Source organism: Asanoa ishikariensis (assembly GCF_900107455.1).
GTDB classification, from domain to species: Bacteria; Actinomycetota; Actinomycetes; order Mycobacteriales; family Micromonosporaceae; genus Asanoa; species Asanoa ishikariensis.
Genome location: NZ_FNQB01000001.1, coordinates 354,445 through 376,169 on the forward strand (window position 1 = coordinate 354,445; position 21,725 = coordinate 376,169).

Sequence of the window (21,725 nt, forward strand, 5' to 3'; positions counted from 1 at the left end):
GTCGTGGTGTTGTCACGTCCACCGCCTTCCGGTCTCACCCCCGAACGAGTACACCGTCGGTCACTATGCCCTGTCCGACGGGATCAGCGCGACCCAGGGGCCGAAGGAACTAGAACGTGAAGAGGTCGTATCGTCCCGTCATGTCCCCTGCGCACATTAAGTCACCCGCGGTGGTGGCCGTCCTTGCTGCCCTCGACGCCGGGGGGAGCCCCGAGGTGGTCACTCTCCGTGATGCCGTGCGTGCGCTACTGACAGACCTCGCCAAGCGGGCTCCCGGCCGCTCGGTCGAGGTGCGGGTCCCACCATACGGCGCGGTGCAATGCGTTCCTGGACCGCGACATACCCGTGGAACCCCTTCCAATGTGGTCGAAATGGACGGGGTGACCTGGGTGTTGGTCGCCACAGGCCGGCTCGCTTGGGCGGAGGCGCTTGCCGCCGGAAAGATCAAGGCCAGCGGAGGCCGGGCCGATCTCTCCGCATACCTACCCGACCCGCCGGATTTTGGGTCGCCCGAACGGGTCGGGTGACCGTTCGCACGGCCAAGGTGGCCGACTGTGACCGGCGCGAACTCGCGTACACTGGCCCGAGCAAGACGTGCCAGGAATTTGTCAGCAGCGAGGAGCGCCAGGTGCCCCGAGGCGACGGCCGGTTGAGCCAGGACCTCGACCCCCAACGGCCCGGCCCGCAAGATGCTTGCGGTGTCTTCGGTGTCTGGGGGCCGGGTGAAGAGGTCGCCAAGCTGACCTACTTCGGGCTCTACGCCCTCCAGCACCGCGGCCAGGAAGCGGCCGGCATCGCGGTCAGCGACGGTTCCGGCGTGGTGGTCTACAAGGACCTCGGCCTGGTGGCGCAGGTCTTCGACGAGCCCACCCTGGCCAGCCTGCGCGGCCATCTCGCCATCGGCCACACGCGTTACTCCACCACCGGTGGCTCCACCTGGGAAAACGCGCAGCCGACGATCCGGGCCACGAGCGCCGGCACGACCATCGCGCTGGCGCACAACGGCAACCTGGTCAACACCGCCGACCTGGCTCGGGAGGTCGCCGAGCGGGGGCTGTCCACCGACCCGTCCACCACCTCCGACACCGCCCTGGTGACGGCGCTGCTCGCCGGCCGGCCGGACATGTCGGTCGAGGCCGCCGCGCTCGAGGTGCTGCCCACCCTGCAGGGCGCCTTCAGCTTCGTGTTCATGGACGAGACCACCCTCTACGCCGCCCGCGACGCCCACGGCGTGCGCCCGCTGGTGCTCGGCCGCATGGAGCGCGGCTGGGTGGTGGCCAGCGAGACCGCGGCCCTCGACATCGTCGGCGCCAGCGTCGTCCGCGAGGTCGAGCCCGGTGAGCTGATCGCGATCGACGAAGACGGCCTGCGCTCCTTCCGGTTCGCCGTGCCGGAGCCCAAGGGCTGCCTCTTCGAATACGTCTACATCGCGCGCCCCGACACCACCATCTCCGGGCGCAACGTGCACGCCGCCCGGGTGCAGATCGGCCGTCAGTTGGCCAAGGAGCACCCGGTCGAGGCCGACATGGTGATCCCGGTGCCCGAGTCGGGCACGCCGGCCGCGATCGGCTACGCCGCCGAGTCCGGCATCACCTACGGCTCGGGCCTGGTGAAGAACGCGTACGTCGGGCGCACCTTCATCCAGCCCTCGCAGACCCTGCGTCAGCTGGGCATCCGGCTGAAGCTCAACCCATTGCGGGAAAACATCCGCGGCAAGCGGATCGTCGTGGTGGACGACTCGATCGTCCGCGGCAACACCCAGCGGGCAATCATCCGAATGCTCCGCGAAGCCGGCGCGCTCGAGGTGCACGTGCGCATCTCGTCGCCGCCGGTCAACTGGCCGTGTTTCTACGGCATCGACTTCGCCACCCGCGCGGAACTGCTGGCCAACGGCCTCGACAACGAAGGCATTCGGCGCTCGATCGGTGCCGACTCGTTGGGATTCGTATCACTCGGCGGTCTGGTGGCCGCGACCGAGCAGCCGAAGACGCGCTTGTGCCGCGCGTGTTTCGATGGGGAGTATCCGATCCCGCTGCCGGCCGGCAACCTGATCGGGAAGCACGTGCTCGAAGGCGTCGCGCGTCGGGTCGACGCCGAAGCCGAGCAGCGCAGCGATGGCGGAGCCGACCGTGGCGCGCCGGGCGACCTTCCGTTGGTCGTCCAGCGGATGGCGGCCAGCTCCAACGGCGGCGGCACGCACCATTCCTAGCCGGCGTCTCCAGCGAGACACCGCGCGTAAGGCGTAAAGGGAGAAATCGTGACGCACGTTACTGAGCGGGGCGGCGGCCCGGCCAACAACTCGGGCACCGAGGGTCTACAGCCGTGGACAGCCGGATCCGGACGGACCAGTCGCAAGCGCACAGTCACGTACGCCGACGCCGGCGTCTCGATCCACGCCGGCGAACGCGCCGTCGAGCTCCTCAAGAGCAAGGTGGCCAAGGCGCAGCGCCCCGAGGTGCTCGGTGACCTCGGCGGCTTCGCGGGCCTGTTCCGGCTCGACACCAAGCGCTACAAGAACCCGATCCTGGCTTCGTCGACCGACGGCGTCGGCACCAAGCTCGTGATCGCGCAGCAGCTCGACATCCACGACACGGTCGGCATCGACCTGGTCGCGATGGTCGTCGACGACCTGGTCGCCTGCGGTGCCGAGCCGCTGTTCCTGCTCGACTACATCGCCTGCGGCGAGGTCGTGCCCGACAAGGTCGCCGAGATCGGCGCCGGCATCTCCGACGGCTGCCGCTACGCCGGCTGTGCCCTGCTCGGCGGCGAGACGGCCGAGCACCCCGGTGTGCTGCGTCCGGACGAGTACGACCTGTCCGCGACCGGCGTCGGCGTCGTCGAGGAGAGCGAGATCCTCGGCCGCGACCGGGTCGAGGTCGGCGACGTCGTCATCGCGATGCGCTCCTCCGGCCTGCACTCCAACGGCTACTCGCTGGTGCGGCACGTGCTGCTCGGCGCCGGCCGGATGCGGCTCGACACGGTGGTCGACGACTTCGGCAAGCAGCGCACCCTCGGCGAGGAGCTGCTCACGCCCACCAAGATCTACGCGCGCGACTGCCTCAAGCTGATCTCCGAGGCCGAGGTGCGGGCGCTGGCCCACGTCACCGGCGGCGGCATCCCCGGCAACCTGGTGCGGGTGCTGCCCGAGCACGTCGACGCCGTGGTCAACCGGTCGACGTGGAAGCCGCAGCCCATCTTCGACCTGGTCCAGTCCAAGGGCCGGATCGAAGACTCGGAGATGGAGTCGACGTTCAACATGGGCGTCGGCATGTTCGCCATCGTCTCGCCCGAAGACGCCGACCGGGCGCTGGCGTTCCTCGCCGGCCGCGGCATCGACGCGTGGCAGGCCGGCGAGATCATCGAGGGCACGGGGACCGTTCAGATGATCGGCCAGCACACGCGCGGCTGACCCCGCGCCTGATCTAGTTGATCCTTCGCCCACCTGATTGGGTCTTACCCGATTGGCCACCGCCGCCTAACCTAAAGTCCAGCCTCTACACCTCGACGGGGAGAGGAGGGCGGGTGGTTGTCCGGCGGGGCCAGTTCACCGGTATGCACGGCATCGCCCCAGTGCCCTCCTACGTCGTCATGCAGCCCACCACGCTGTGCAATCTCGACTGCGCCTACTGCTATCTCCCGTTTCGGTCCGCCGATCGGAAGATGCCGGTCGGCGTAGCCGCCGCCGTCGCCGGGCCCGTCAACCGATGGGCCCGCGACGGCCGGTTCTCGGTGGTCTGGCACGGTGGCGAGCCGCTGGCCGCGGGCCGGGAGCACCTCGCCGCGCTCCTGGCGCCGTTCGACGCCGGTGTCGAACACCACGTGCAGACCAACGCGACGCTGATCGACGACGCGTGGTGCGAGTTCTTCGCCGAGCACGAGTTCCGGGTCAGCGTCAGTGTCGACGGCCCGCGCGACCGCAACGGCGACCGGGTGACCCGGGGCGGGCGCCCGGCGTACGACCGGATCGTGCGCGGCATCGAGACGCTCCGCGCGCACGGCATCGGCTACTCCGCCCTGTGCGTGGTCTCGGATCCCGCGCCGGGCCGGGCGGCCGAGCTCTATGACTACTTCCTCGACCTCGGGTGTGACGTGCTCGGCATCAACATCGAGGAGACCGAGGGCACCAACACCCGAGACAACACCCACCCCGCTGGTCAGGTCGTCGACTTCTGGGCGGAGCTGGTGGCCGCCTGGCGGCGGGATCCGCGGATCCACCTCCGCGAGATCGAGTGGTCACTGCGCTACACCGAGGCAGTGCTCGCCGGCTCGGCCGACAGCGTGCTGCCCCGCCAGCTCGACCCGATACCCACCGTGGCCTACGACGGCTCGGTGGTGCTGCTGTCTCCGGAGCTGGCCGGTTTCGAGGATCCCCGGCACGGTGACTTCAGCAGTGGAAATGTCCTCGCGACGCCCCTTACCGAGATCATCGCCGGCGCGGCACGTCGCACGCCCTGGGTCGCCGAGTTTCTCGACGGCGTCGAGGCGTGCCGGGCGAGCTGCCCGTACTTCGGCTTCTGCGGCGGTGCACACGCGGCCAACCGCTATTTCGAACACGGCCGGTTCGACACGACCGAGACCGACCACTGCCGCAACAGCAAGATCCGCCTACTTGAAGGGGTGTTGCAGCATGCCCGAGACCACCAGCCTTCGGCCGTCTGACCCGCGGGGCGGTGCCACCGGCGAGCGAGCCACCGAAGGCGACCCCGGCGACCTCGCGGAACGGGTCGCCGGTGTCCGGGCAGGGCTGACCGCACTGTTGTCCGAGGCGGAGCAGGCACGCCGGCTACGCGCCGAGGCGGCCGATCCGGCCGGCGGGGCGGTATGCGCCTGGAACCACTTCGAGAACATCCCGACGTTCTACAACTGGAACAACCGCCCCCGCTGAGAACACCGAAGGACCCGCTGACCCCTTGGACACGGGCGAGCACGCGGTGTGACCCGCGTGCTCGTTGGTGACCTGGGGGTCAGCGGGAGCGAGACGACCAACTGTTGGAAGCGTCGTCTACTGCGTTGTCGTCCTCGTCTTCGTCGTCGACTTGGTTGTTGCCAAGCTCGTCGTCGAAGTCGTGGTCCGTATTGCCGCTGCCTCCGAGTTCTCGCTGCAACGCGGCGAGGTCGGTGTTCGGGGAGTGATACTTCAACTCCCGGGCCACCTTCGTCTGCTTGGCCTTAGCACGGCCGCGCCCCATGGCTCGACCCCCTCGCACAGAATTCGGGGCAGCACGAAGGCGGGCCCCGATGACGTCAGGCATCTCTCGTGGCTCTTACGGTACATGGGGATGGCCAGGTTCGACACCTCGGGTTGCCCCGTGCGGCCGGCGCGTCGATCACGTTTTTGATCAGCCCCCCGTCGGACGGCCGTATCGCCCACCGACGGGCGGTCAGCGATACGGCCGGTAAGGGGCGCTCCGGTCAGCGCAGATGGATGGTTCGCAGTCGGCCGATCTCGGCCATCCGTCGCTCTGCCAGGCGATCCGCGGCCACCGCGGGCGGCACGCCCTCGGCCTCGGCGAGCTGGAGGATTTCGCGCGTGGTGTCGTAGATCCGCGTCGCGCGCAGTTTCGCCCGCTCGAAGTTGAAGCCCTCGATCTCGTCTGCGACCTGGATCACACCGCCCGCGTTGACCACGTAGTCGGGGGTGTAGAGGATCCCGCGGTCGGCGAGCTGCTTCTCGATGCCGGGGTGGGCGAGCTGGTTGTTCGCGGCCCCGGTGACGATCTTGGCGCGCAGCACGGGCACGGTGTCGTCGTCGAGGGCACCGCCGAGCGCACAGGGCGCGTACACGTCGATGTCGGCGGCGACCATGGCGGCAGCGTCGTCGACCAGGTCCACCTGCGGGTAGTTGGCCCGGACCCACTGCACCGCCCGCTCGCTGACGTCGGTCGCGACGACGCTGGCGCCGTCCTCGATCAGGTGGGCGGTGAGGTGCTTGCCGACCTTGCCCAGGCCGGCCACGCCGACCCGGCGCCCCGCCAGGGTCGGGCTGCCCCAGATGTGCTCCGCCGCGGCCCGCATGCCCTGGAACACGCCCCAGGCGGTGAGCACGGACGAGTCGCCGGCGCCACCGTGCTCGACGCTGCGGCCGGTGACGAAGTTGGTCTCGCGGGCCACCACGTCCATGTCGGCCACGTAGGTCCCGACGTCGCAGGCGGTGTAGTAGCGGCCGCCGAGGGACTGGACGAACCGCCCGTACGCCCGCAGCAGGCTCTCGCTCTTGTCCTTCTCGGGGTCGCCCCAGATGACTGCCTTGCCGCCGCCCAGATCGAGTCCGGCGAGGGCGTTCTTGTACGCCATGCCGCGGGAGAGCTCCAGCACGTCATGCAGGGCCTCGGCCTCGCTGGCGTAGGGGTAGAAGCGGGTGCCGCCGAGCGCGGGGCCCAGCGCGGTCGAGTAGATGCCGATGATCGCCTTCAGGCCACTCTGCTTGTCCTGGCAGAAGACGACCTGCTCGTGGCCGGTGGAGTCCGATTCTTCCGTGCTGGCGAATACGCCCATCGCTGCTCCTGGGTTCGACGCGCGTCCTCGTGGGGCGCACGCATGCTGGGTCAGACCGGCGGGGTGGTGCAGGTCTCTGCGCACGACGATATTCCCGTTGGCAACCGGGTGCGGACGCGCGTCACCTGTCGTTACGGAGCGGGCCCGATTCGTGGGAGGATCGCGCCGTGCCGTCGCTGTTCGCTTCCTACCTGCGCGTCTACGAGCCACTGACCGCATTCGATCGCGAACGTCAGGTCTTCTGGCGCCGCTATGTGCGGGAAGGCCGGGCCGTCGCGCCGCAGGAGGGTCCGGTCCGTCAACGCACCGCCGTGATCGAAGGCCTGGGCGCTGGCTGGACCCGGCTGCCCGACCTGCCCGAAGAGGCCTACGTGCTGGAGGCCGACGACACCCTGCTCGTCTGCCCGTGGAACCTGCGGCTGCGGGTCGCCGAGGCGGCGCTCAGCGCGCGCGACGGGGTGCCTTCGGTGATCGCCGACGCGTTCGTGCCGCCGGTGCTCGCCGGCCAGGCCCGCGCGGTGGTCGACGACTGGCGCAGCGGGGCCCGGGTGCTGGAGCACGGCGTGCCCCGGGTGCACGAGCAGATCGCGACCTGGGGTGTGCCGCTGCGCTGGTTCGTCTTCGTCGACCTCGGCGAGCGCGACCTCGTGCTGCGCGCGGACCGCCGGTCGCTGCGCTACCGCACCGAGATCTCCAAGGCCCGCCGTCGCGCTTCCCGGGCGCTGTCCGTGTTGCGCAAGTCGGTCGGCGACGCCCCGATCACCGAGGCGGTCGAAGAGGGCGCCCGGTGGCTCGAGGAGTTCCACCCGCGTTCGGTCGTCGAACTCGACTACGGCGGGCTAGTGGATCTTCTCTCCGACACCATCCTGGAGGAGGACGACTCGCCTGGTCTGGTCGCTGCCGGACTGGCCGCTTTGTCCCGTGGTGATGCTGATGGGGCCACAGAGGTCTATGAGAACTTGGTCACTCGTTGGCGCGCGATCCAGCTCCTCGAACGGTGTAATTAGGGTGCAAATAGGTGGACTTGAATGAGGTAACCTCGTGTTTTCCTGAACACGAACGGTGACGCAGAGTCCAAATAAGGCGGTTTCTGGCATATAAAATCGCTATAAATCGGTCATTGCTCATCCGTCCATCCAGGGACGTTCGGCCGTTCGGCCCATGTCGGACATCGGGGACTAGCCGGACCATGAGAGACGCGTCGGCCGGCGGGACCCCGGCCGATGTCTATAGGTACCTGTGGAGGAGTGACCGATGGCATCGCGTACGCACGAACCCGAGCCGCTACTCACGCCGGCAGAGGTCGCGTCGATGTTCCGTGTCGACCCGAAGACGGTGACCCGGTGGGCGAAGGCCGGAAAGCTCAGCGCGATTCGCACGCTGGGCGGCCACCGCCGCTACCGTGAATCCGAGGTTCGCGCCCTGCTGCAGGGGCAAATTCCCCAGCAGCGCCAGGGCGACTGACCGACCCCCCGGTCGAACGATCGTCGGACAGGGGCGGGAGCCACACAATCGTGTGGGTCCCGCCCCTGATGCGTTGTTAAGAACAGCGGCGGGAGCCACACAATCGTGTGGGTCCCGCCCCTGATGCGTTCCCAGGGCCGCCGGAGCAGGGCCTAGAGTTCGGCCTGTGCAGGTACAACCCCTTGTGGGCGACGCGTTCGGCGAGCTGATTCGTGACGCGCTCGCCGTGGCCACCGGGGTCGGACCCCGGCCGCTGGCCGGCGGACGGCTTCCCCGACCCGTCATCGAGATCATCGAGCGGGACGACGGCCTGATCAACGGCGCGCCCGCCGCCCCCTATCTCGAGCCGCCGGAAGCGTGGCCGGATCACGATCATCGAGCCCTTTCCCGCGTACGCGGACGCGTGCTCGACATCGGCGTGGGCGGCGGCCGGATCGCCCTCGAACTGCAGCGCCGCGGCATCGACGTGACCGGGCTGGACGTATCGGCCGGTGCGATCGAGGTGAGCCGCCGGCGCGGGGTGCGTGACCTGGTGCTCGGCACGGTCGCCGAGCACGCCGCGACCGCCGGGCCGACGTACGACACGTTCCTGCTCCTCGGCAACAACCTGGGCCTGATCGGCGGCGCGGACCAGGCGCCGGGCTTCCTGGCCGCGCTGGCCGAGCTGGCCCGCCCGGGCGCCCAGTTGATCGCGCACGGCACCAACCCGTACAACACCACCGACCCGGTGCACACCGCCTACCACCGGCTCAACCGATCGCGGGGCCGGCTGGGCGGGCAGTTGCGGCTGCGGGTGCGCTACCGGGAGCTGGCCACCGAGTGGTTCGACTACCTGGTCTGCTCCGTCGACGAGCTGCGCGGGCTGATCACCGGCACGCAGTGGCGGATCGCGGACATCGATGACGCGGACGCCCCTTACTACCTGGCGACGCTGGAGCTGGCCGCCACCGGGTAAAGGCGAACAAACCTCGGAAATCCGACTTGCCCGTCGGTAGCGTGCCCTCTATGAGGGTGGCACGCGGCACGCTGCTGCGGAACCTCGCCGGCAGCATCGGGGTGTTGTGCACCGTGGCCGGGCTGGCGTTCGGGCTACCCGCGATCGACAGCGCCCTGCCCGCCGCCCGTCCGGTCGGCGCCGGGCCGTACCCCGTCGGTGGTGGGGTGACCGTCACCCCTCCGCCGGGCGCTCGCCTCGACGTCACCCTCACCCGACCGAGGGACACCCGCGGCACCGCGGTCTTCCTGGTCGGGACCGTCCGCTACGTGATCGTGGTCGCCCCGTTCGACGGCTCGCTCGAGAGGGCGGCGCAGCGGCTGCGCGACAAGATCACTCGCGGGCACCAGATCACCGGGAAGGAGTTCCCGACCCGCACGGCCACCGGCCTCGACGGTGTCCAGGGCACCTACGCGGCATCCGGCCGAGCTGGTCGTTACCTGGTCTTCCTGGCCGGTGACGTGGCCATCGAGGTGACGGTGGCCGGCAGCGCACCCGCGCTGCGCGCCGCGCTCGGCGCGATCGAGGCGAGCACCCGCACGATCGCGTACCGCGGCGGCACGCCGTGACGCCGGTTCACCCCACCCCGCAATGGGCGCACCCCGGCAAGTCACTCCTGTTGCCGGCGTTCTGGGTGGTGCTGATGTTGATCGCCGGCGGCGCGGTCCGGCTCGGGCTGTTCGTGCGCGAGTCGTTCGCCGCGTACCCCACCGCCACCCTGCTCGCGTTGGTGCTGTTCGGCCTGTACGCGGTGCCGTTCTGCGTCTTCGTGGCCGCCCTCGACTACCTCGAGCGGGAACCACCGCTGCTGCTGGCCACCGCGTTCGCCTGGGGCGGCCTGGTTGCCACGTCGATCTCGATCCGGGGAAACGCGGCCGTGCACAACCTGGTCGCCAAGCTGGCCTCGCCGGGCCTGGCCGCCGAGTGGGGCTCCGCGCTGGCCGGCCCGACCGTCGAGGAGATCGCCAAGGCCCTCGGCATCGTCGCGATCGTGCTGGTCGCCCGGGCGCAGGTCAACAGCGTCCTGGACGGCGTCGTGTACGGGTCGCTGGTCGGACTCGGCTTCCAGGTCGTCGAGGACGTCGTCTACGCGGTCAACGCGGTGGCCGTCGCGGGCCGGGGTGACCAGGTGGCCCCGGTGGTAGCGACGTTCCTGCTCCGCGGCTTCCTGGCCGGCCTGTGGAGCCACACCCTGTTCGGCGCCCTGGCCGGTGCCGGCATCGGCTACCTGGCGGTCCGCACCGACCGCCCACTGCTGATCCGGCTGTCGGTCGCGGTGCTGTCGGTACTGGGCGCGATGGGCATCCACTTCCTGTGGAACTCACCCCTACTCAGCCTGGGCGGCGGCGCCGGCATCTTCGGCGACCTGTTCGTCAAGGGCATCCCGCCACTGCTGATGATCCTTTTCCTGGTACGCGGCGTGCGGCACCGCGAGGCGGACTACTACATGGCCCAGTTGGCGGCACTCGGCGACCGCCGGATCGCGACCGAGGACGAGCTGCGGGTGCTGGCACAGGGCCACCTGCGCGCGGGCGCCCGCCGGCACGCTCACGGCCGGTGCGGGGTCAAGGGCCGCCGGGCGGTGAGCCGCCTGCAACGCGCCCAGGCCCGGCTGGCGGTCGAGCTCAGCCGTGCGAGCGGGGTCGGCATGCCCGGCCTACGCATCGGCCCGGCGGTCCCGGCCGGCACGAACGTCCCGGCTGACCCGCTGGTCCCGGTGGTCCCGAGCGCCTCGGCTGACTCGCTGGTCCCGGCCGCGGCGGCTGGCTCGCCGCTTTGTTCTCCTGCCGGGGTGGCGGTCGGGGTGGCGCGGGTCGTGGCCGCGCCGGTCCAGGCCCGGGTGCTGGGCGGCCCGGCCGCGGTCCGCTGGCGCGACCGGGTCCTGGTCGAGCGCGGGCGGATGCTGGCCCTGGGCCACCCGGAGGCCACCGCACCCCTGACCCGCAACGGCAGCGTCCGCCGAGTGGTCGGCGGCATCGCCGTGTTCCTGGCCGCGATGGTCACGGTCGGTCTGGCCCTGATCGCTCTCGGCGCTTCCTGACACCCGGGCGCCGATCGCCTCGGAGACCCGGCCGGCGCGGGTCACCGACCTGACCGCCCGCGCCGAGGGCGTCCCATGCACGGGCAAGTGGGCGACCTCAAGGCCGAATGGCGTGCTCGACGACGTCGCCGCAGGCGGCGAAGCCGAGGCGCTCATAAACGGTGACCGCGTCGAGGGCGGCCTGCAGGATCGCCGTTTGGCACCCGTCCGCCGCGGCGAGGTCCAGGCCGAAACTGAGCAGTGCGTTCGCCCAACCCCGTCGGCGTTGCGCCGCGAGTGTGCAGACGTTGTAGAAGCCGGCCACGCCGGCGCCGAAGCAGAGCTCGGCGGCCGCGACCGGGCGGTCGTCCGCGTACCCGATCAAGTATCGGGATGGGCTGTCCGGGGCCAGCGCCCACGGCGTCGTCCGGGCGAAGAACTCCACCACGGTCGGCGAGGGCGGCAGCCAGTTCGCCGCGACCACGCAAGCCCAGTCGGCGAGCTCCGCCCGCGTCGAGACGACCCGGACCGGACGGTCCACCGGTCGCGGTCCCGTCCGGCACCACATGGCCAGCTCGCGCTCGCCTACCGGAAGGCCCGCCGCCAGCAGCCGCTCGGACAGGTCGGTCGGCTTCGAGCTCGGGCCGACCCACCAGGTGAAAGGGCGGCCGGTGGCCCGAACCACGGCCAGGGTCGCCGCGATGCGGGCGTCCGCGTCACGGCCGCCGAACCGGGCCGCGGCCACGATGTTGAACGTGTCGTCGGACAGGCCGCTGTCGCAGACCAGCACGTCGCCCGAGGTGAGCACGCGCATGCCGGGCGCGAACCGGTGCAGGTGGGACGCGTGCCACGCCAGGTTCTCGTCCAGCGCCGCCAGGTTCACGGCAGGGCGTCGCGGGTGCGGGTGCCGACGTGGGAGCCGCCGCCGAGGTCGGCGGTGGTGCCGGCCGCGTAGCCGGACGCGCCGCCGTCCCCGGACAGGCGCCGCGGTCGGGCCAACCGGGCCGTCGGGTAGGCCTCGTCGCGCCGACGTTCGACCACGCCGGAGCGGTCCGCCAGGACCAGGTCCATCGACGGTACGGCCGACGAGGCCGCCGACTCGGTGGCGCGCAGCCGAGCGGCGATCGCCGCGGCGAAGCCGGCCAGCCAGGAGCGGCGGAACGCGGCCGGGTGCTGGCCCCAGGGCACCGCGGTGGCCGCCAGGCCGTGTGCCGCCTGCACCAGCAGCGACGTGTAGAGCAGCTCCGCGCGGGTGACGTCGCTGTCGAAGCCGAAGAGGTGCACCGCGATCGAACCCGCCCGCGAGAGCCGCACCGTGCGGCAGCGCAGCGGGATCGCGACACCCACCAGCAGGCCGGCCTTGTCCGTGGCGTACGGCGCCGGCACCTCGATCATGCGGTCGACCACCGGGTCCCGGGCCGGGTCGCGGGCAGCCAACAGCGCCTGGTCGACGCCGTACTTGGCGATCAGCTCGGTCGCCTTCGCGGTCAGCGCCTCGGCCTCGGCCGGCGAGCAGGCCGAATCCTCGGCCTTGGCCAGCAGCTTGCGCACCTTGTCAAGCACGAGGTCAAGAGATAGCACATCGCCGGAAACGTCTGCCCGACATCGATATCTATAAGTATGCTGACGGCGAATCCAGTGAAAGATCCACGATGGAGGCCGCCGCGTGTCCCGAATCGTCCGTGCCCTGATGGCGCTCGCCACCATGACCGCACTCGGCGTCGTCACCGCCGCGCCGGCGCGGGCCGAGCCCAGTGGCGACCTGGCCGCCGCCGCGACCTGCTACGGCGGGTTCGTGCGCAAGTCCCTGCCGCGCGGTGGCACCGGCTTCGACGCCGGGCCGTACACGACCTCGACCCGCTGCGTCGACATCAACGTCCGCAACGCCAGCGTCTACCCGTTCAAGGTCTGCGTGATCTTCGTGAGTGTCGGCACCTGCAACTACTGGACCACCGTGCCCACGAGCGGAGCCTGGCGGGTCGCCGCCACCAACGTGCGCGACAACACGCGCTTCTACGTGCGGGTGGTGTTGGCGGAATACAAGTACGAGCCGCTGGTGATCGACACGGCCTACTGAGTGCGGCGGCGGAGCGTGGCGACGGCCGAGCCGGCCAGCGTCAGCAGGCACTCCGGCAGTTGACCGTCGGCCAGCGCGGCGCCGAACAGCGCTTCGCCGGTCGGCGCGTCGCTGTTCGCGTAGGCGCTGACGAACCGGGCCACCCAGCGCGTGTCGTACCCGGCGTCCTCGATGTCGGGGAAGTCGAGCGTCCAGCGGCCGACCGGCACGCTGTCACCGACCATCGTCGCGGCCAGGCACCAGGCGACGTCGTAGGCGCCGACCACGCCGGACCGGTCGACCACCGCGTCGAACGCGTTCGCGACCGCGTCGCTGTCGCCGTCGAGCGCGAGCCGCAACACCTGCGCGGCGTCGTCGACCGCATCCGGGGGAACCTCGACCACGGGCGAACTCTACGACCCAGCGTCAACCTGGACCCAGGGCCGAGCCGGGTTCACCCGGCGGAGCGCAACAGGCAGGTGAGCCGCGCGGTGCAGACCCGGTCGCCGGTGTCATCGGTGATAACGATTTCGTAGGTGGCCACCGCGCGCCCGCGGTGTGCCGGCGTCGCGACACCGGTGATCGTGCCGTCGCGTACCGCCTTGTGGTGGGTGGCGCTGATGTCGACGCCCAGGGCGAGGCCGCGGCCGATCGAGTGCCCGTGCAGGGCCGCGGCGAACGAGCCCAGCGTCTCCGCCAGCACGCACGACGCACCGCCGTGGAGCAGGCCGTACGGCTGAGTGTTGCCCTCGACGGGCATGGTGCCGACCACCCGCTCAGGAGTCAGCTCGGTCAGCTTGATGCCCATCCGGTCGGCGAGCGCGCCGGCGCCGTGGTCGAGGATTGATGATGTTGACACACCGTTACGTTACCCGTCGATATAACGGGTTCCGTCAGGCGCTATCCCACATTTCGGCCTCGGCACGCTACTGTGCCCTGGACTTCAGGGGAGGAAGGACGGACACCCCCATGCTCGTCTCCCGCGGAGCGCGCCACTTGGCCATCGCCACGTGCGCCGCCCTCGTGCTGACCATCGCCGCGTGCGGCAAGGACGCGCCGCCGCCGCAGGCTGCCGACACCGTGGCCAACCCGGCCAGGTTGTACGGCACCGACGGCAACATGATCAACTCATTCGGCGATGAGTTCAAAGACCAGGCGGGCATGCTCGCCGGGATGAAGGGGACCACCCCGCTCACCCGACTGTCCGATGACTTCAAGGCGCGGCTCAAGGCCCTGCGGCCCAGCCTGCCGGACTTCTCGTACGCGGGTGAGACCTACGACGCGATCGTGATCAGCGCGCTCGCCGCCGAGCAGGCCGGCACCAACGTGCCGAGCGAGATCGCCAACCAGATCAACTCGGTCACGACCGGTGGCACCGAGTGCACTACCGCGAAGGCATGCCTGGCGCTCGCCCGCGCCGGCACCGACCTCCAGTACCGCGGCGTCTCGCTGACCCGCGGTGGGTTCACCGACGCCGGCGAGCCGTCGACCGCGAGCTACGCGACGCTGCACTTCGACTCGACGGACAAGCTCGACGACGCCAAGACGGAGTACGTCGGCGCTGGTGACGAGTCGGCGACCACGACGAAGAAGCCACCGTCGGGCGGATCCACCGGCGGCAAGCAGGCCGAGCTGAAGATCGGTGGCCTGCTGCCGGAGACCGGTGACCTCGCCATCGCGTACCCGCCCATGGAGGCGGCCGCCGCGCTGGCGATCAAGGAGATCAACGCGGCCGGCGGCGTCTTCGACAAGGACGTCACCTGGGTTCCCGGCGACGACGGCACCAACCCCGACGTCGCCAAGGCGACGGTGGACAACCACATCAACGCCGGGGTCAGCGTGATCATCGGCGCGGGTGCTTCGAGCATCTCCCGCGCGGTCCTGCCCGCCGTGGTCAAGGCCGGCCTGGTGCTCTTCTCGCCCTGCAACACCGATGCCGGGCTGAGCACGGTCGACGACAAGGGCCTCTACTTCCGCACCGCGCCGTCGGACATCCTCCAGGGGCGCGCGCTCGCCGACGTCATCCTGCGCGACGGTCCGCACAAGATAACGATCGTCGCGCGCAACGACTCTTACGGCACCGGCCTGCAGGGCAACGTCAAGTCCGAACTGGAGCGCGCCGGCTTCCCGGTCGACATGATCCAGACGGTGACGTACGAGCCTCCGACGCCCGCCGCTCCCGACATCGACTTCACCGCGGGCGCCAACCAGATCAAGAGCGGCGGTCCGGACGGCGTACTGGTGATCGGCTTCGGTGAGTCGGCACAGATCATCAAGGCGCTCGACAAGGCAGGCATGGAGATCCGCCACTGACCACCTGGCACGTTTCCGGGAGCCGCGGCCGGTGCGCCGGCCCTAGTTTCAGGGCATGAGCGAGTGGGACTCTTCGTACCTGGCCAGTGACCAGGACGCTACGGACGGCTTCGGCAGCAATGACGATCCGGCCGGCTTCGCGGACGGGCCGGCCGGTTTCGGCGCACCGCACTCCATCGTGGAGCTCGACGTCGACGGTGGTCGCCGCCTCATCACGGATTCGGACGGCGACGGCTACGCCGACCTGGTCGCGCTCGACGGCGACCACGACGGCGTGATCGAGACGGCCTACCACGACAGCGACGGCGACGGTCGACTCGACACGACCATGCGCGACTACGACGAAGACGGCGTGGCCGACCAACTGCTGCAGGACGTCAACGGCGACGGCCGCACCGACGTGGTCGCCAGCGACGTCAACAACGACGGCCGGGCGGACTCCGTCTCCTTCGACACCAACTTCGACGGTCGCATGGACGCCTGGGTACGCGACACGAACTACGACGGCCTCCCCGACACGACCACCATGCGGTCCAACCCGTACGCGACGAACTGAGCGTCGAGTCGCGGCCGGGCCCCGGTGGCCGTAGGTTGTGCCGGAGCACACACCGCACCCGCGAGGAGATCCGATGAGCGAGTCCGAAGAGGTCGTGGAGACCCGCGGCGACCAGCACGTCGAGCTGATGACGGCCGACGCCAACAACGACGGCAAGACCGACGTGTGGGTGGTCGACACCGACGGCGACGGCAAGCCCGACCTGTTCCAGTTCGACACTGACGGCGACGGCAAGCCCGACGTCACGATGGTCGACCTCGACGAGGACGGCACGCCGGACGCGGTCGTCGACGGCGACGGCGGCCACCCGCCGACGTCCGCCTGACTTTTTCGATGAGAAGGCCCGTCCCCCCAGGGGGCGGGCCTCAGGTCTGTTTGGCCGCCGACAGGACCGCGTTGAGCAGGTCGGGGTCGTCGTGCGGCGCGATCGTGCGTAGGTCCAGCAGGCACCGGCCCGCGGAGACCCGGCCGACCACCGGAAGCTCGCCCGCGCGCAGCACCGCCGCGTACGCCGTGGGCAGGCTCAGCGCCACGCTCGGCAGCACCACGCCCGGCGCGCCGCCACCGCCGACCGTGGACCCGCTGTCGACCACCTCGACGTCCACGCCGGCGTCGGCGAGGGTCGCGGCGAGCCGCTCCGCCCGTTCCCGCAGCACCGTCACCGACGCGCGCAGTGCCGCCGTGGTCGGCGGCAGCGGTCCCCGCACGGTGGCTTCCAGCGCGGCCAGGGTCAGCTTGTCGACCCGCAACGCGCGGGCCAGCGGATGCCGGGCCAGCCGGGTGACCAGGTCGGCGCGGCCGAAGATCAGGCCGGCCTGCGGGCCGCCGAGCAGCTTGTCGCCGCTCGCGGTGACCATGGCGGCCCCGCCCGCCAGCGCCGAGGCGGCGTCCGGCTCGTCGGGCAGCAGCGGCTCCGGTGAGAGCAGCCCGGAGCCGATGTCGTAGACCACCGGCACGTCCAGCGTCGCGAGCTCGGCCAGGCTCGGCGCCGAGGTGAACCCGGTGACCCGGTAGTTCGACGGGTGCAGCCGCATCACCAACGCGGTGTTCGGGCCGATCGCGTCGGCATAGTCGCTCAGCCGGGTGCGGTTGGTGGTGCCGACCTCGCGGAGCACGGCACCGGCGGCGGTGAGCAACTCGGGGATCCGGAAGCCGTCGCCGATCTCGATCAGCTCACCCCTGCTGACCACGACCTCGCGGCCAGAGGCCAGGGCGAACACGGTCAACGCCAGCGCGGCCGCGTTGTTGTTGACGACATGCACGGCCTCGGCGCCAGGCACCGCCGCGCGCAGCGCGCTGAGCACTTCGGCACCGCGCTTGGCGCGTACGCCGGCCGCCAGATCGAACTCGACATCGGTGTAGCCGGCGGCGTCCGAAACGGCGGCCACGGCGGCCGGGGACAGTGCGGAGCGCCCGAGGTTGGTGTGCACGATGACACCGGTCGCGTTGAGCACGCGGCGCAGCGCCGCGGCGGACGCAGGCAGCGCGGCGACCGCCATGTCGGCGGCGGCGTGCGCCGGCAGCCGCCCCGAGCGCACCTCGTCGAGCGCCCGGGACACCGCGGCCCGGACCAGCGCCGGCCCGAGCCGCTCGACGGCCGCGATCAGGCGTGGGTCGGCGAGAACGGCGTCGACCCGCGGCGTCGCGCGGCGTGGATCGGTCATCGCACCCCCGGGTACGGGTGGCTGTTTTTGGCGGAGGCGTACGGGAATCGAACCCGCCTGACCCGGATGCCGGGTCACGCCGGTTTTGAAGACCGGGAGGGCCACCAGGCGCCCACTCGCCTCCGGCGCGACTATAAGCGACCGGAGATCCCGAGGCACGGCAAACGGCCGGTTGTGAGCACGAGCGGCCCGGGCATGGAACGAGGGTTACCGGGGTGACGGTCGCGTACCCGACTCAATGCGACCTGCCCTGGCAGCAAGATGGGTGTCGATCCGAACCGGACACGGGGAGATCCTCGAAGGGACCGAGTGGATGGCAGGCAATGCCGAGCCGGCGAACTACCTGCGGACCGCCGCGGACCTCGGTGAGGTGTCAGGTGTCCCGATCCACGTTCGCGTGACCAGCACCCCTTGGGACCTTGAGACCGACGCGCTGGCGATCTCCGTGGGTGCTTCCGGCTACGGCAGCCTCGGCTCCAGGGTGGTAGCGCAGCTCCCAGAGGCAAGCTGGCCGCAGAACAGGCTGGGGGAGCTGGTCCCGGACGAGCCGACCATTGTGGAGATCCCCCTTGGGAAACGGCAGCTCCGTTGCGTGATCATGACGACTGTGCGGGAACCCTCCCGCGCGCCCTTCGCCGAACGGCCGGCGACGCTGGAGGGGGTCGCCCGCGCTACCGCCTCCTGCGTCCGGATCGCCGGCGATCGCGGTCTGTGGCCGTTGGCTCTCCCACTGCTGGGCGCGGGCTCGATCGGGATGCCGGCGGTCACAGTGGCGGCCGTCATGGCGCAGTCGCTGCGCTCGGCGCTGCGGAGTCGTGCGGCGGACTCGAACCGCGCCAGCGTGGTCCTCTTCTGCCAGACCGCGGCGGACCGGCAGGCGATCGAGATCGCGTGGGGCTACTACGAGATCCTGCGATCGGCGCGCCGGGAGGCGCTGGCCATGGCGTCGGTGCGCGATCGGGCAGCGGCCGCAGATCTCGACGATGTGCGGCTGCACAGCGCTACCGACCTGGACGAGGAGTCGTTGTGGCGGCCGTGCGCGGCGCAGCTCAACGAGCTGCGCGAGATCGACGCCGACCGGGAGACGCTGCGGCAACGGCTCATCGGTCCGATCGAGCGCGACGCGGCCGCCGTGCCCCCGGACCGGGCCGCCCGGTTCGAGACCGAGATCGCCGGCACGCTCGATGGCAACACGTTGTGGCACGAGCTGACGCGCCGGCGAGAGTCCGCGGCGGGCGTGCTCGAGCGGGCGCTCGTGGACCACACCTTCGTCCCGCTCCTGCGCGGCAGGATCGACGAACACGAACGGTCGCGCCGCCGGGAGCAGAGCCGAGAAGAGCTGCGGAACACCTACCGGCAGCCTTTGGAACCTGCCACGACCAACCAGCTACGGAGCGAGTTCTCCATCGAGACGCTGGTGCGGACCGAGCCGTATGACGAGATCACGGCGCTGCTCGAACCCAAACGCTCGCCGCGCCTGAGCCTGGGCGTGGCCGGACCGCGGGGTTGCGGCAAGAGCACTCTCCTCTCAGCGGCGTACGAAGGCTGGGCAGACCGCGGGATCAGGATCGAAGTGCCAGCGCCCGCGAGCTACGTGCCGAGAGAGTTCCTGCTCCACCTCTACGGTCTCGTGTGCAAGGAGACACTGCGCCGCGATCCGATCCTCCGCGACATCGTCGACGAGGATCTGCCCCGGGGGGCACACGTGCGGTCGGTCAGCGCGCTGACGTTGGTCGCGCTGCCGGCGCTGGTGCTGTTGGCGGGGATCGTGCTGTTGGTCTACGCGGCACCAGGTCTGGCGACCGTGATCGACCTGCGGATGGCCGCCGCAGGAGCGACAGCCATCGTGGTGGCCGGGATCCCGTTCGCACTGCTCGTCTGGCAGACCCGCCTTGAACCGAAACCGCCCTCACCCGGCGCGCCGGGGGTTCGCGATCCCCTGTCGGATCTGTACGTCGGCAGCCGTCGGCGCGGGCTGCGCAGGCCGAGCTCGTGGTTCGTTCTCCTGTGGGTGGTGCTCTCGGGCGCCACCGCGTTGTTGGTGCCACTCCACTTCCTAGCGCCCCACCAGGTGGCCGGCATCGCGCTGATCGCCGGCGCGGTCTTCACCATGCGGTTGCGATCGCCGCTGTACCCGTCGGCATTTCGCCGCGTTCCGGACGACGAGCGAAGCGCGTCGTCGCTCGAGGCTCACGACCTGGGCGGCTACGTCCGGATCGGTCGCTCAGCCGGCGGGCTGACCGGCCTCGCGGCCGCCCGGTGGGTGGCGCTCTTCGCTGGAGCCGCACTTCTCTGGGGCGTCGTCGGAGTCACCCTGACCGGCTGGTGGATCGCCGGCTCGGCGCTGGCGGCCGGCGGCTGTGCGGCGCTGTTGACCGGCCTGCGGTGGCAGAGCCGGATCAGTCAGCAGCTCGAGTGTTGGGCCGGCGCCGGCGCGGACCGGAGCAGTCGGCAGGCGCTGCGCGACCTGGCGCGGATCCGCTACCAGACGTCGGTCGTCTCCGGATGGACGAGCACGCTGAAGCTGGCAGGCGGGTCCTGGTCGCCATTCGGCGTGGATTCCGCCGTCAGCGGGAGCACGACGGAGGCCGACGCTCCGCTGGGCGTACCGGAGATCATCCACGGCATCAAGAAGCTTCTCCCGGCGCGCGGTGCGGCACTCGTCGTAATCGACGAGCTCGACAAGATCGAGTCGGTCGAGAAGGCCCGTGAGTTCCTCAACGAGATCAAGGGGGTGCTGGAGGCGCCGAATACCTACTTCGTGATCTCGGTATCTGAAGACGCGATCGCGAGCTTCGAGCGACGGGGCCTGCCGTTCCGGGACGTCTTCGACAGCGCGTTCGACGAGGTCGTTCATGTGACCTACATGAACGCCGAACAGGCCCGGAGCCTGCTGGCCGAGCGCGACGTCGTCGTGCCGCCGGCGTACGGCGCGCTGGCCTTCTGCCTGTCTGGTGGTCTGCCGCGCGATCTCATCCGGGCGATGGACCGCATCGCGTCGTCGGTGCGGGCGGACGCGACGCCGATCCCGCTCGCCGACGTGGTGCATCAAGTCGTCCATCGCGACCTCGTTGCGAAGGTCGGTGCCGTCACGTCCGCGATCAAGACCATTCTCATCGAGCCCGACGTCTCGCGGTTGCTGCGGATCTTCCAGGAGCTGGACCGGTGCGTTCCCGGCGCGTCGGCGGGCGGTGCCTGTTTCCTCCGCGACGACTGGCTGGCCGGCGTCGGCATGTTGGAGCCGATACTCGAGCCGGCCGCGCCGGACCAGGCCAAGCGAAGCGAGCTGTTGCGGCTGTCAGCCGAACTGCTGGGCTATTTCTACTACTGCCGCACCCTGGTCGAGTTGTTCCGCGTCAAGGCGGACCCCGAGGTCGACCAGTTGATCGAAGCGGAGACCAGGGACCACGGCCAGGCCCTCGACGACCTGGTCCACGCCCGCCAGACGTTCGCGGTCAACCCGTTCCTCGCCTGGCAACAGCTGAGCGCCGTCCGCACGTCGCTGGGGCTGGACGTGCACGCCCTTCCGGCCGCGATGACGGTCACGCGCGCGCCGGCGGCGCCTTCAACCACGCCTCCACCCCGCGCGGTCAGCAGGTCAACGCGACGTAGGGGATCCGGACCATGATCGGCTGGCCGCGGCAAATGGATCTCCAGGCCGGCTGCTGAGCCGCAGAAAGCAAAACGCCCACCGGCGTTTCCGCTGGTGAGCGCTGCAATAGCCCGGCGAAAGGCTATGTGGCCAGGGGCGGGGTCGAACCGCCGACCTTCCGATTTTCAGTCGGACGCTCGTACCAACTGAGCTACCTGGCCGTGGCACTAAACGCGGTCCTGACGGGACTTGAACCCGCGACCTCCGCCTTGACAGGGCGGCGAGCACTCCAACTGCTCCACAGGACCTTGCTCCTTGCGCCCCGGCCGAAGCCGGGGGTCTTGCCGTGCCCCCAACGGGATTCGAACCCGTGCTACCGCCTTGAAAGGGCGGCGTCCTGGGCCGCTAGACGATGAGGGCGGCCCCGCAATCATCGCACATGTGGATCCAGGCGCGAATCTGCGGCAGTGCTCCCATCCGGCGCCGCCGGAGGCTTCGAAAGCATACGCGATCCCGTACTCCCTCTCCAAACCGGCACCTCCGGTACCGCAAAACGGCACAAACCCCACCG

22 protein-coding genes and 4 tRNA genes are annotated in these 21,725 nt (G+C 70.5%); 15 read left to right on the plus strand and 11 right to left on the minus strand.

What is annotated here, in order from left to right:
* Positions 1-140 precede the first annotated feature (140 nt).
* The 5 genes from BLV39_RS01700 to amcA all read left to right on the plus strand — a co-directional run bounded on the left by BLV39_RS01700 (position 141) and on the right by amcA (position 4,885).
* Positions 141-527 (plus strand): sterol carrier family protein, encoded by a 387-nt coding sequence (locus tag BLV39_RS01700; RefSeq protein ID WP_090786363.1) that lies wholly within the window; start codon positions 141-143, stop codon positions 525-527.
* 101 nt (positions 528-628) lie between these two features.
* A complete protein-coding gene (gene purF / locus BLV39_RS01705; protein ID WP_239084079.1) occupies positions 629-2,209 on the plus strand; it encodes an amidophosphoribosyltransferase in 1,581 nt (526 codons plus the stop codon).
* Between the two features lie 48 nt (positions 2,210-2,257).
* Entirely contained in the window at positions 2,258-3,409 is a 1,152-nt protein-coding gene (gene purM, locus BLV39_RS01710; RefSeq protein WP_090786364.1) for a phosphoribosylformylglycinamidine cyclo-ligase, read from the plus strand.
* Between the two features lie 143 nt (positions 3,410-3,552).
* Complete coding sequence (gene amcB, locus BLV39_RS01715) at positions 3,553-4,659, plus strand: cyclophane-forming radical SAM peptide maturase AmcB (protein WP_090786366.1); 1,107 nt, start codon at positions 3,553-3,555, stop codon at positions 4,657-4,659.
* Positions 4,628-4,885 (plus strand): multiple cyclophane-containing RiPP AmcA, encoded by a 258-nt coding sequence (gene amcA / locus BLV39_RS01720; RefSeq protein ID WP_090786368.1) that lies wholly within the window; start codon positions 4,628-4,630, stop codon positions 4,883-4,885. The genes amcB and amcA overlap by 32 nt, the downstream gene beginning before the upstream one ends.
* 79 nt (positions 4,886-4,964) lie before the next feature.
* On the opposite strand, the gene BLV39_RS01725 is transcribed toward amcA, so the two are convergent.
* Both BLV39_RS01725 and BLV39_RS01730 read right to left on the minus strand, forming a co-directional pair.
* Positions 4,965-5,189, minus strand: coding sequence for a DUF3073 domain-containing protein (locus BLV39_RS01725; protein ID WP_090786370.1), 225 nt, complete (start codon positions 5,187-5,189; stop codon positions 4,965-4,967).
* 223 nt (positions 5,190-5,412) lie between these two features.
* A complete protein-coding gene (locus BLV39_RS01730) occupies positions 5,413-6,495 on the minus strand; it encodes a Leu/Phe/Val dehydrogenase (protein ID WP_090786372.1) in 1,083 nt (360 codons plus the stop codon).
* Between the two features lie 167 nt (positions 6,496-6,662).
* Here BLV39_RS01730 and BLV39_RS01735 point away from each other — a divergent pair, with 167 nt between their 5' ends.
* From BLV39_RS01735 to BLV39_RS01755, 5 genes are all read left to right on the plus strand, one after another.
* Positions 6,663-7,502 carry a DUF8083 family protein gene (locus tag BLV39_RS01735; RefSeq protein WP_090786374.1) on the plus strand — a complete coding sequence of 280 codons (840 nt, stop codon included), beginning with the start codon at positions 6,663-6,665 and terminating at the stop codon, positions 7,500-7,502.
* Between the two features lie 247 nt (positions 7,503-7,749).
* Entirely contained in the window at positions 7,750-7,959 is a 210-nt protein-coding gene (locus BLV39_RS01740; RefSeq protein ID WP_007073996.1) for a BldC family transcriptional regulator, read from the plus strand.
* Between the two features lie 166 nt (positions 7,960-8,125).
* Positions 8,126-8,914, plus strand: a complete 789-nt coding sequence (locus BLV39_RS01745; protein ID WP_090786375.1) for a class I SAM-dependent methyltransferase — start codon at positions 8,126-8,128, stop codon at positions 8,912-8,914.
* A 50-nt stretch (positions 8,915-8,964) separates the two neighbouring features.
* Positions 8,965-9,522, plus strand: a complete 558-nt coding sequence (locus BLV39_RS01750) for a hypothetical protein (RefSeq protein ID WP_090786377.1) — start codon at positions 8,965-8,967, stop codon at positions 9,520-9,522.
* A complete protein-coding gene (locus BLV39_RS01755; protein WP_239084078.1) occupies positions 9,519-10,994 on the plus strand; it encodes a PrsW family intramembrane metalloprotease in 1,476 nt (491 codons plus the stop codon). The genes BLV39_RS01750 and BLV39_RS01755 overlap by 4 nt, the downstream gene beginning before the upstream one ends.
* Before the next feature lie 97 nt (positions 10,995-11,091).
* Here the strand turns inward: BLV39_RS01755 and BLV39_RS01760 are convergent, their stop codons facing one another.
* Both BLV39_RS01760 and BLV39_RS44710 read right to left on the minus strand, forming a co-directional pair.
* A complete protein-coding gene (locus BLV39_RS01760) occupies positions 11,092-11,856 on the minus strand; it encodes a GNAT family N-acetyltransferase (RefSeq protein ID WP_204083014.1) in 765 nt (254 codons plus the stop codon).
* Entirely contained in the window at positions 11,853-12,536 is a 684-nt protein-coding gene (locus tag BLV39_RS44710; RefSeq protein WP_275414341.1) for a DUF2786 domain-containing protein, read from the minus strand. The genes BLV39_RS01760 and BLV39_RS44710 overlap by 4 nt, the downstream gene beginning before the upstream one ends.
* 103 nt (positions 12,537-12,639) lie before the next feature.
* Here BLV39_RS44710 and BLV39_RS01770 point away from each other — a divergent pair, with 103 nt between their 5' ends.
* Positions 12,640-13,050, plus strand: a complete 411-nt coding sequence (locus BLV39_RS01770) for a hypothetical protein (RefSeq protein WP_176984709.1) — start codon at positions 12,640-12,642, stop codon at positions 13,048-13,050.
* On the opposite strand, the gene BLV39_RS01775 is transcribed toward BLV39_RS01770, so the two are convergent.
* Together BLV39_RS01775 and BLV39_RS01780 are read right to left on the minus strand one after the other, a co-directional pair.
* Positions 13,044-13,433: a hypothetical protein gene (locus tag BLV39_RS01775; RefSeq protein WP_090786383.1), complete on the minus strand. Its 390-nt coding sequence runs from the start codon at positions 13,431-13,433 to the stop codon at positions 13,044-13,046. The genes BLV39_RS01770 and BLV39_RS01775 overlap by 7 nt on opposite strands.
* A gap of 50 nt (positions 13,434-13,483) precedes the next feature.
* The gene (locus tag BLV39_RS01780) at positions 13,484-13,837 is read right to left on the minus strand and encodes a PaaI family thioesterase (RefSeq protein WP_090791023.1); all 354 of its coding nucleotides are present in this window, start codon (positions 13,835-13,837) and stop codon (positions 13,484-13,486) included.
* Positions 13,838-13,998: 161 nt separating this feature from the next.
* Here BLV39_RS01780 and BLV39_RS01785 point away from each other — a divergent pair, with 161 nt between their 5' ends.
* The 3 genes from BLV39_RS01785 (at position 13,999) to BLV39_RS01795 (ending at position 16,223) form a co-directional block, all read left to right on the plus strand.
* Complete coding sequence (locus tag BLV39_RS01785) at positions 13,999-15,342, plus strand: ABC transporter substrate-binding protein (protein ID WP_090786385.1); 1,344 nt, start codon at positions 13,999-14,001, stop codon at positions 15,340-15,342.
* 55 nt (positions 15,343-15,397) lie between these two features.
* Entirely contained in the window at positions 15,398-15,898 is a 501-nt protein-coding gene (locus BLV39_RS43910; protein ID WP_090786387.1) for a hypothetical protein, read from the plus strand.
* 73 nt (positions 15,899-15,971) lie between these two features.
* Positions 15,972-16,223, plus strand: coding sequence for a hypothetical protein (locus BLV39_RS01795; protein WP_090786389.1), 252 nt, complete (start codon positions 15,972-15,974; stop codon positions 16,221-16,223).
* A 40-nt stretch (positions 16,224-16,263) separates the two neighbouring features.
* Here BLV39_RS01795 and selA read toward each other — a convergent pair whose 3' ends face one another.
* Together selA and BLV39_RS01805 are read right to left on the minus strand one after the other, a co-directional pair.
* Positions 16,264-17,562 (minus strand): L-seryl-tRNA(Sec) selenium transferase, encoded by a 1,299-nt coding sequence (selA, locus tag BLV39_RS01800; RefSeq protein WP_090786395.1) that lies wholly within the window; start codon positions 17,560-17,562, stop codon positions 16,264-16,266.
* A gap of 28 nt (positions 17,563-17,590) precedes the next feature.
* A tRNA-Sec gene (locus tag BLV39_RS01805) sits at positions 17,591-17,686 on the minus strand.
* Positions 17,687-17,800: 114 nt separating this feature from the next.
* On the opposite strand from BLV39_RS01805, the gene BLV39_RS01810 reads away from it, so the two are divergent.
* Positions 17,801-21,190 carry a P-loop NTPase family protein gene (locus BLV39_RS01810; RefSeq protein WP_143049606.1) on the plus strand — a complete coding sequence of 1,130 codons (3,390 nt, stop codon included), beginning with the start codon at positions 17,801-17,803 and terminating at the stop codon, positions 21,188-21,190.
* A 111-nt stretch (positions 21,191-21,301) separates the two neighbouring features.
* Here the strand turns inward: BLV39_RS01810 and BLV39_RS01815 are convergent.
* The 3 genes from BLV39_RS01815 to BLV39_RS01825 all read right to left on the minus strand — a co-directional run bounded on the left by BLV39_RS01815 (position 21,302) and on the right by BLV39_RS01825 (position 21,574).
* A tRNA-Phe gene (locus BLV39_RS01815) sits at positions 21,302-21,375 on the minus strand.
* A 13-nt stretch (positions 21,376-21,388) separates the two neighbouring features.
* A tRNA-Asp gene (locus BLV39_RS01820) sits at positions 21,389-21,462 on the minus strand.
* Between the two features lie 39 nt (positions 21,463-21,501).
* Positions 21,502-21,574, minus strand: a tRNA-Glu gene (locus BLV39_RS01825).
* Between the last annotated feature and the right edge of the window lie 151 nt (positions 21,575-21,725).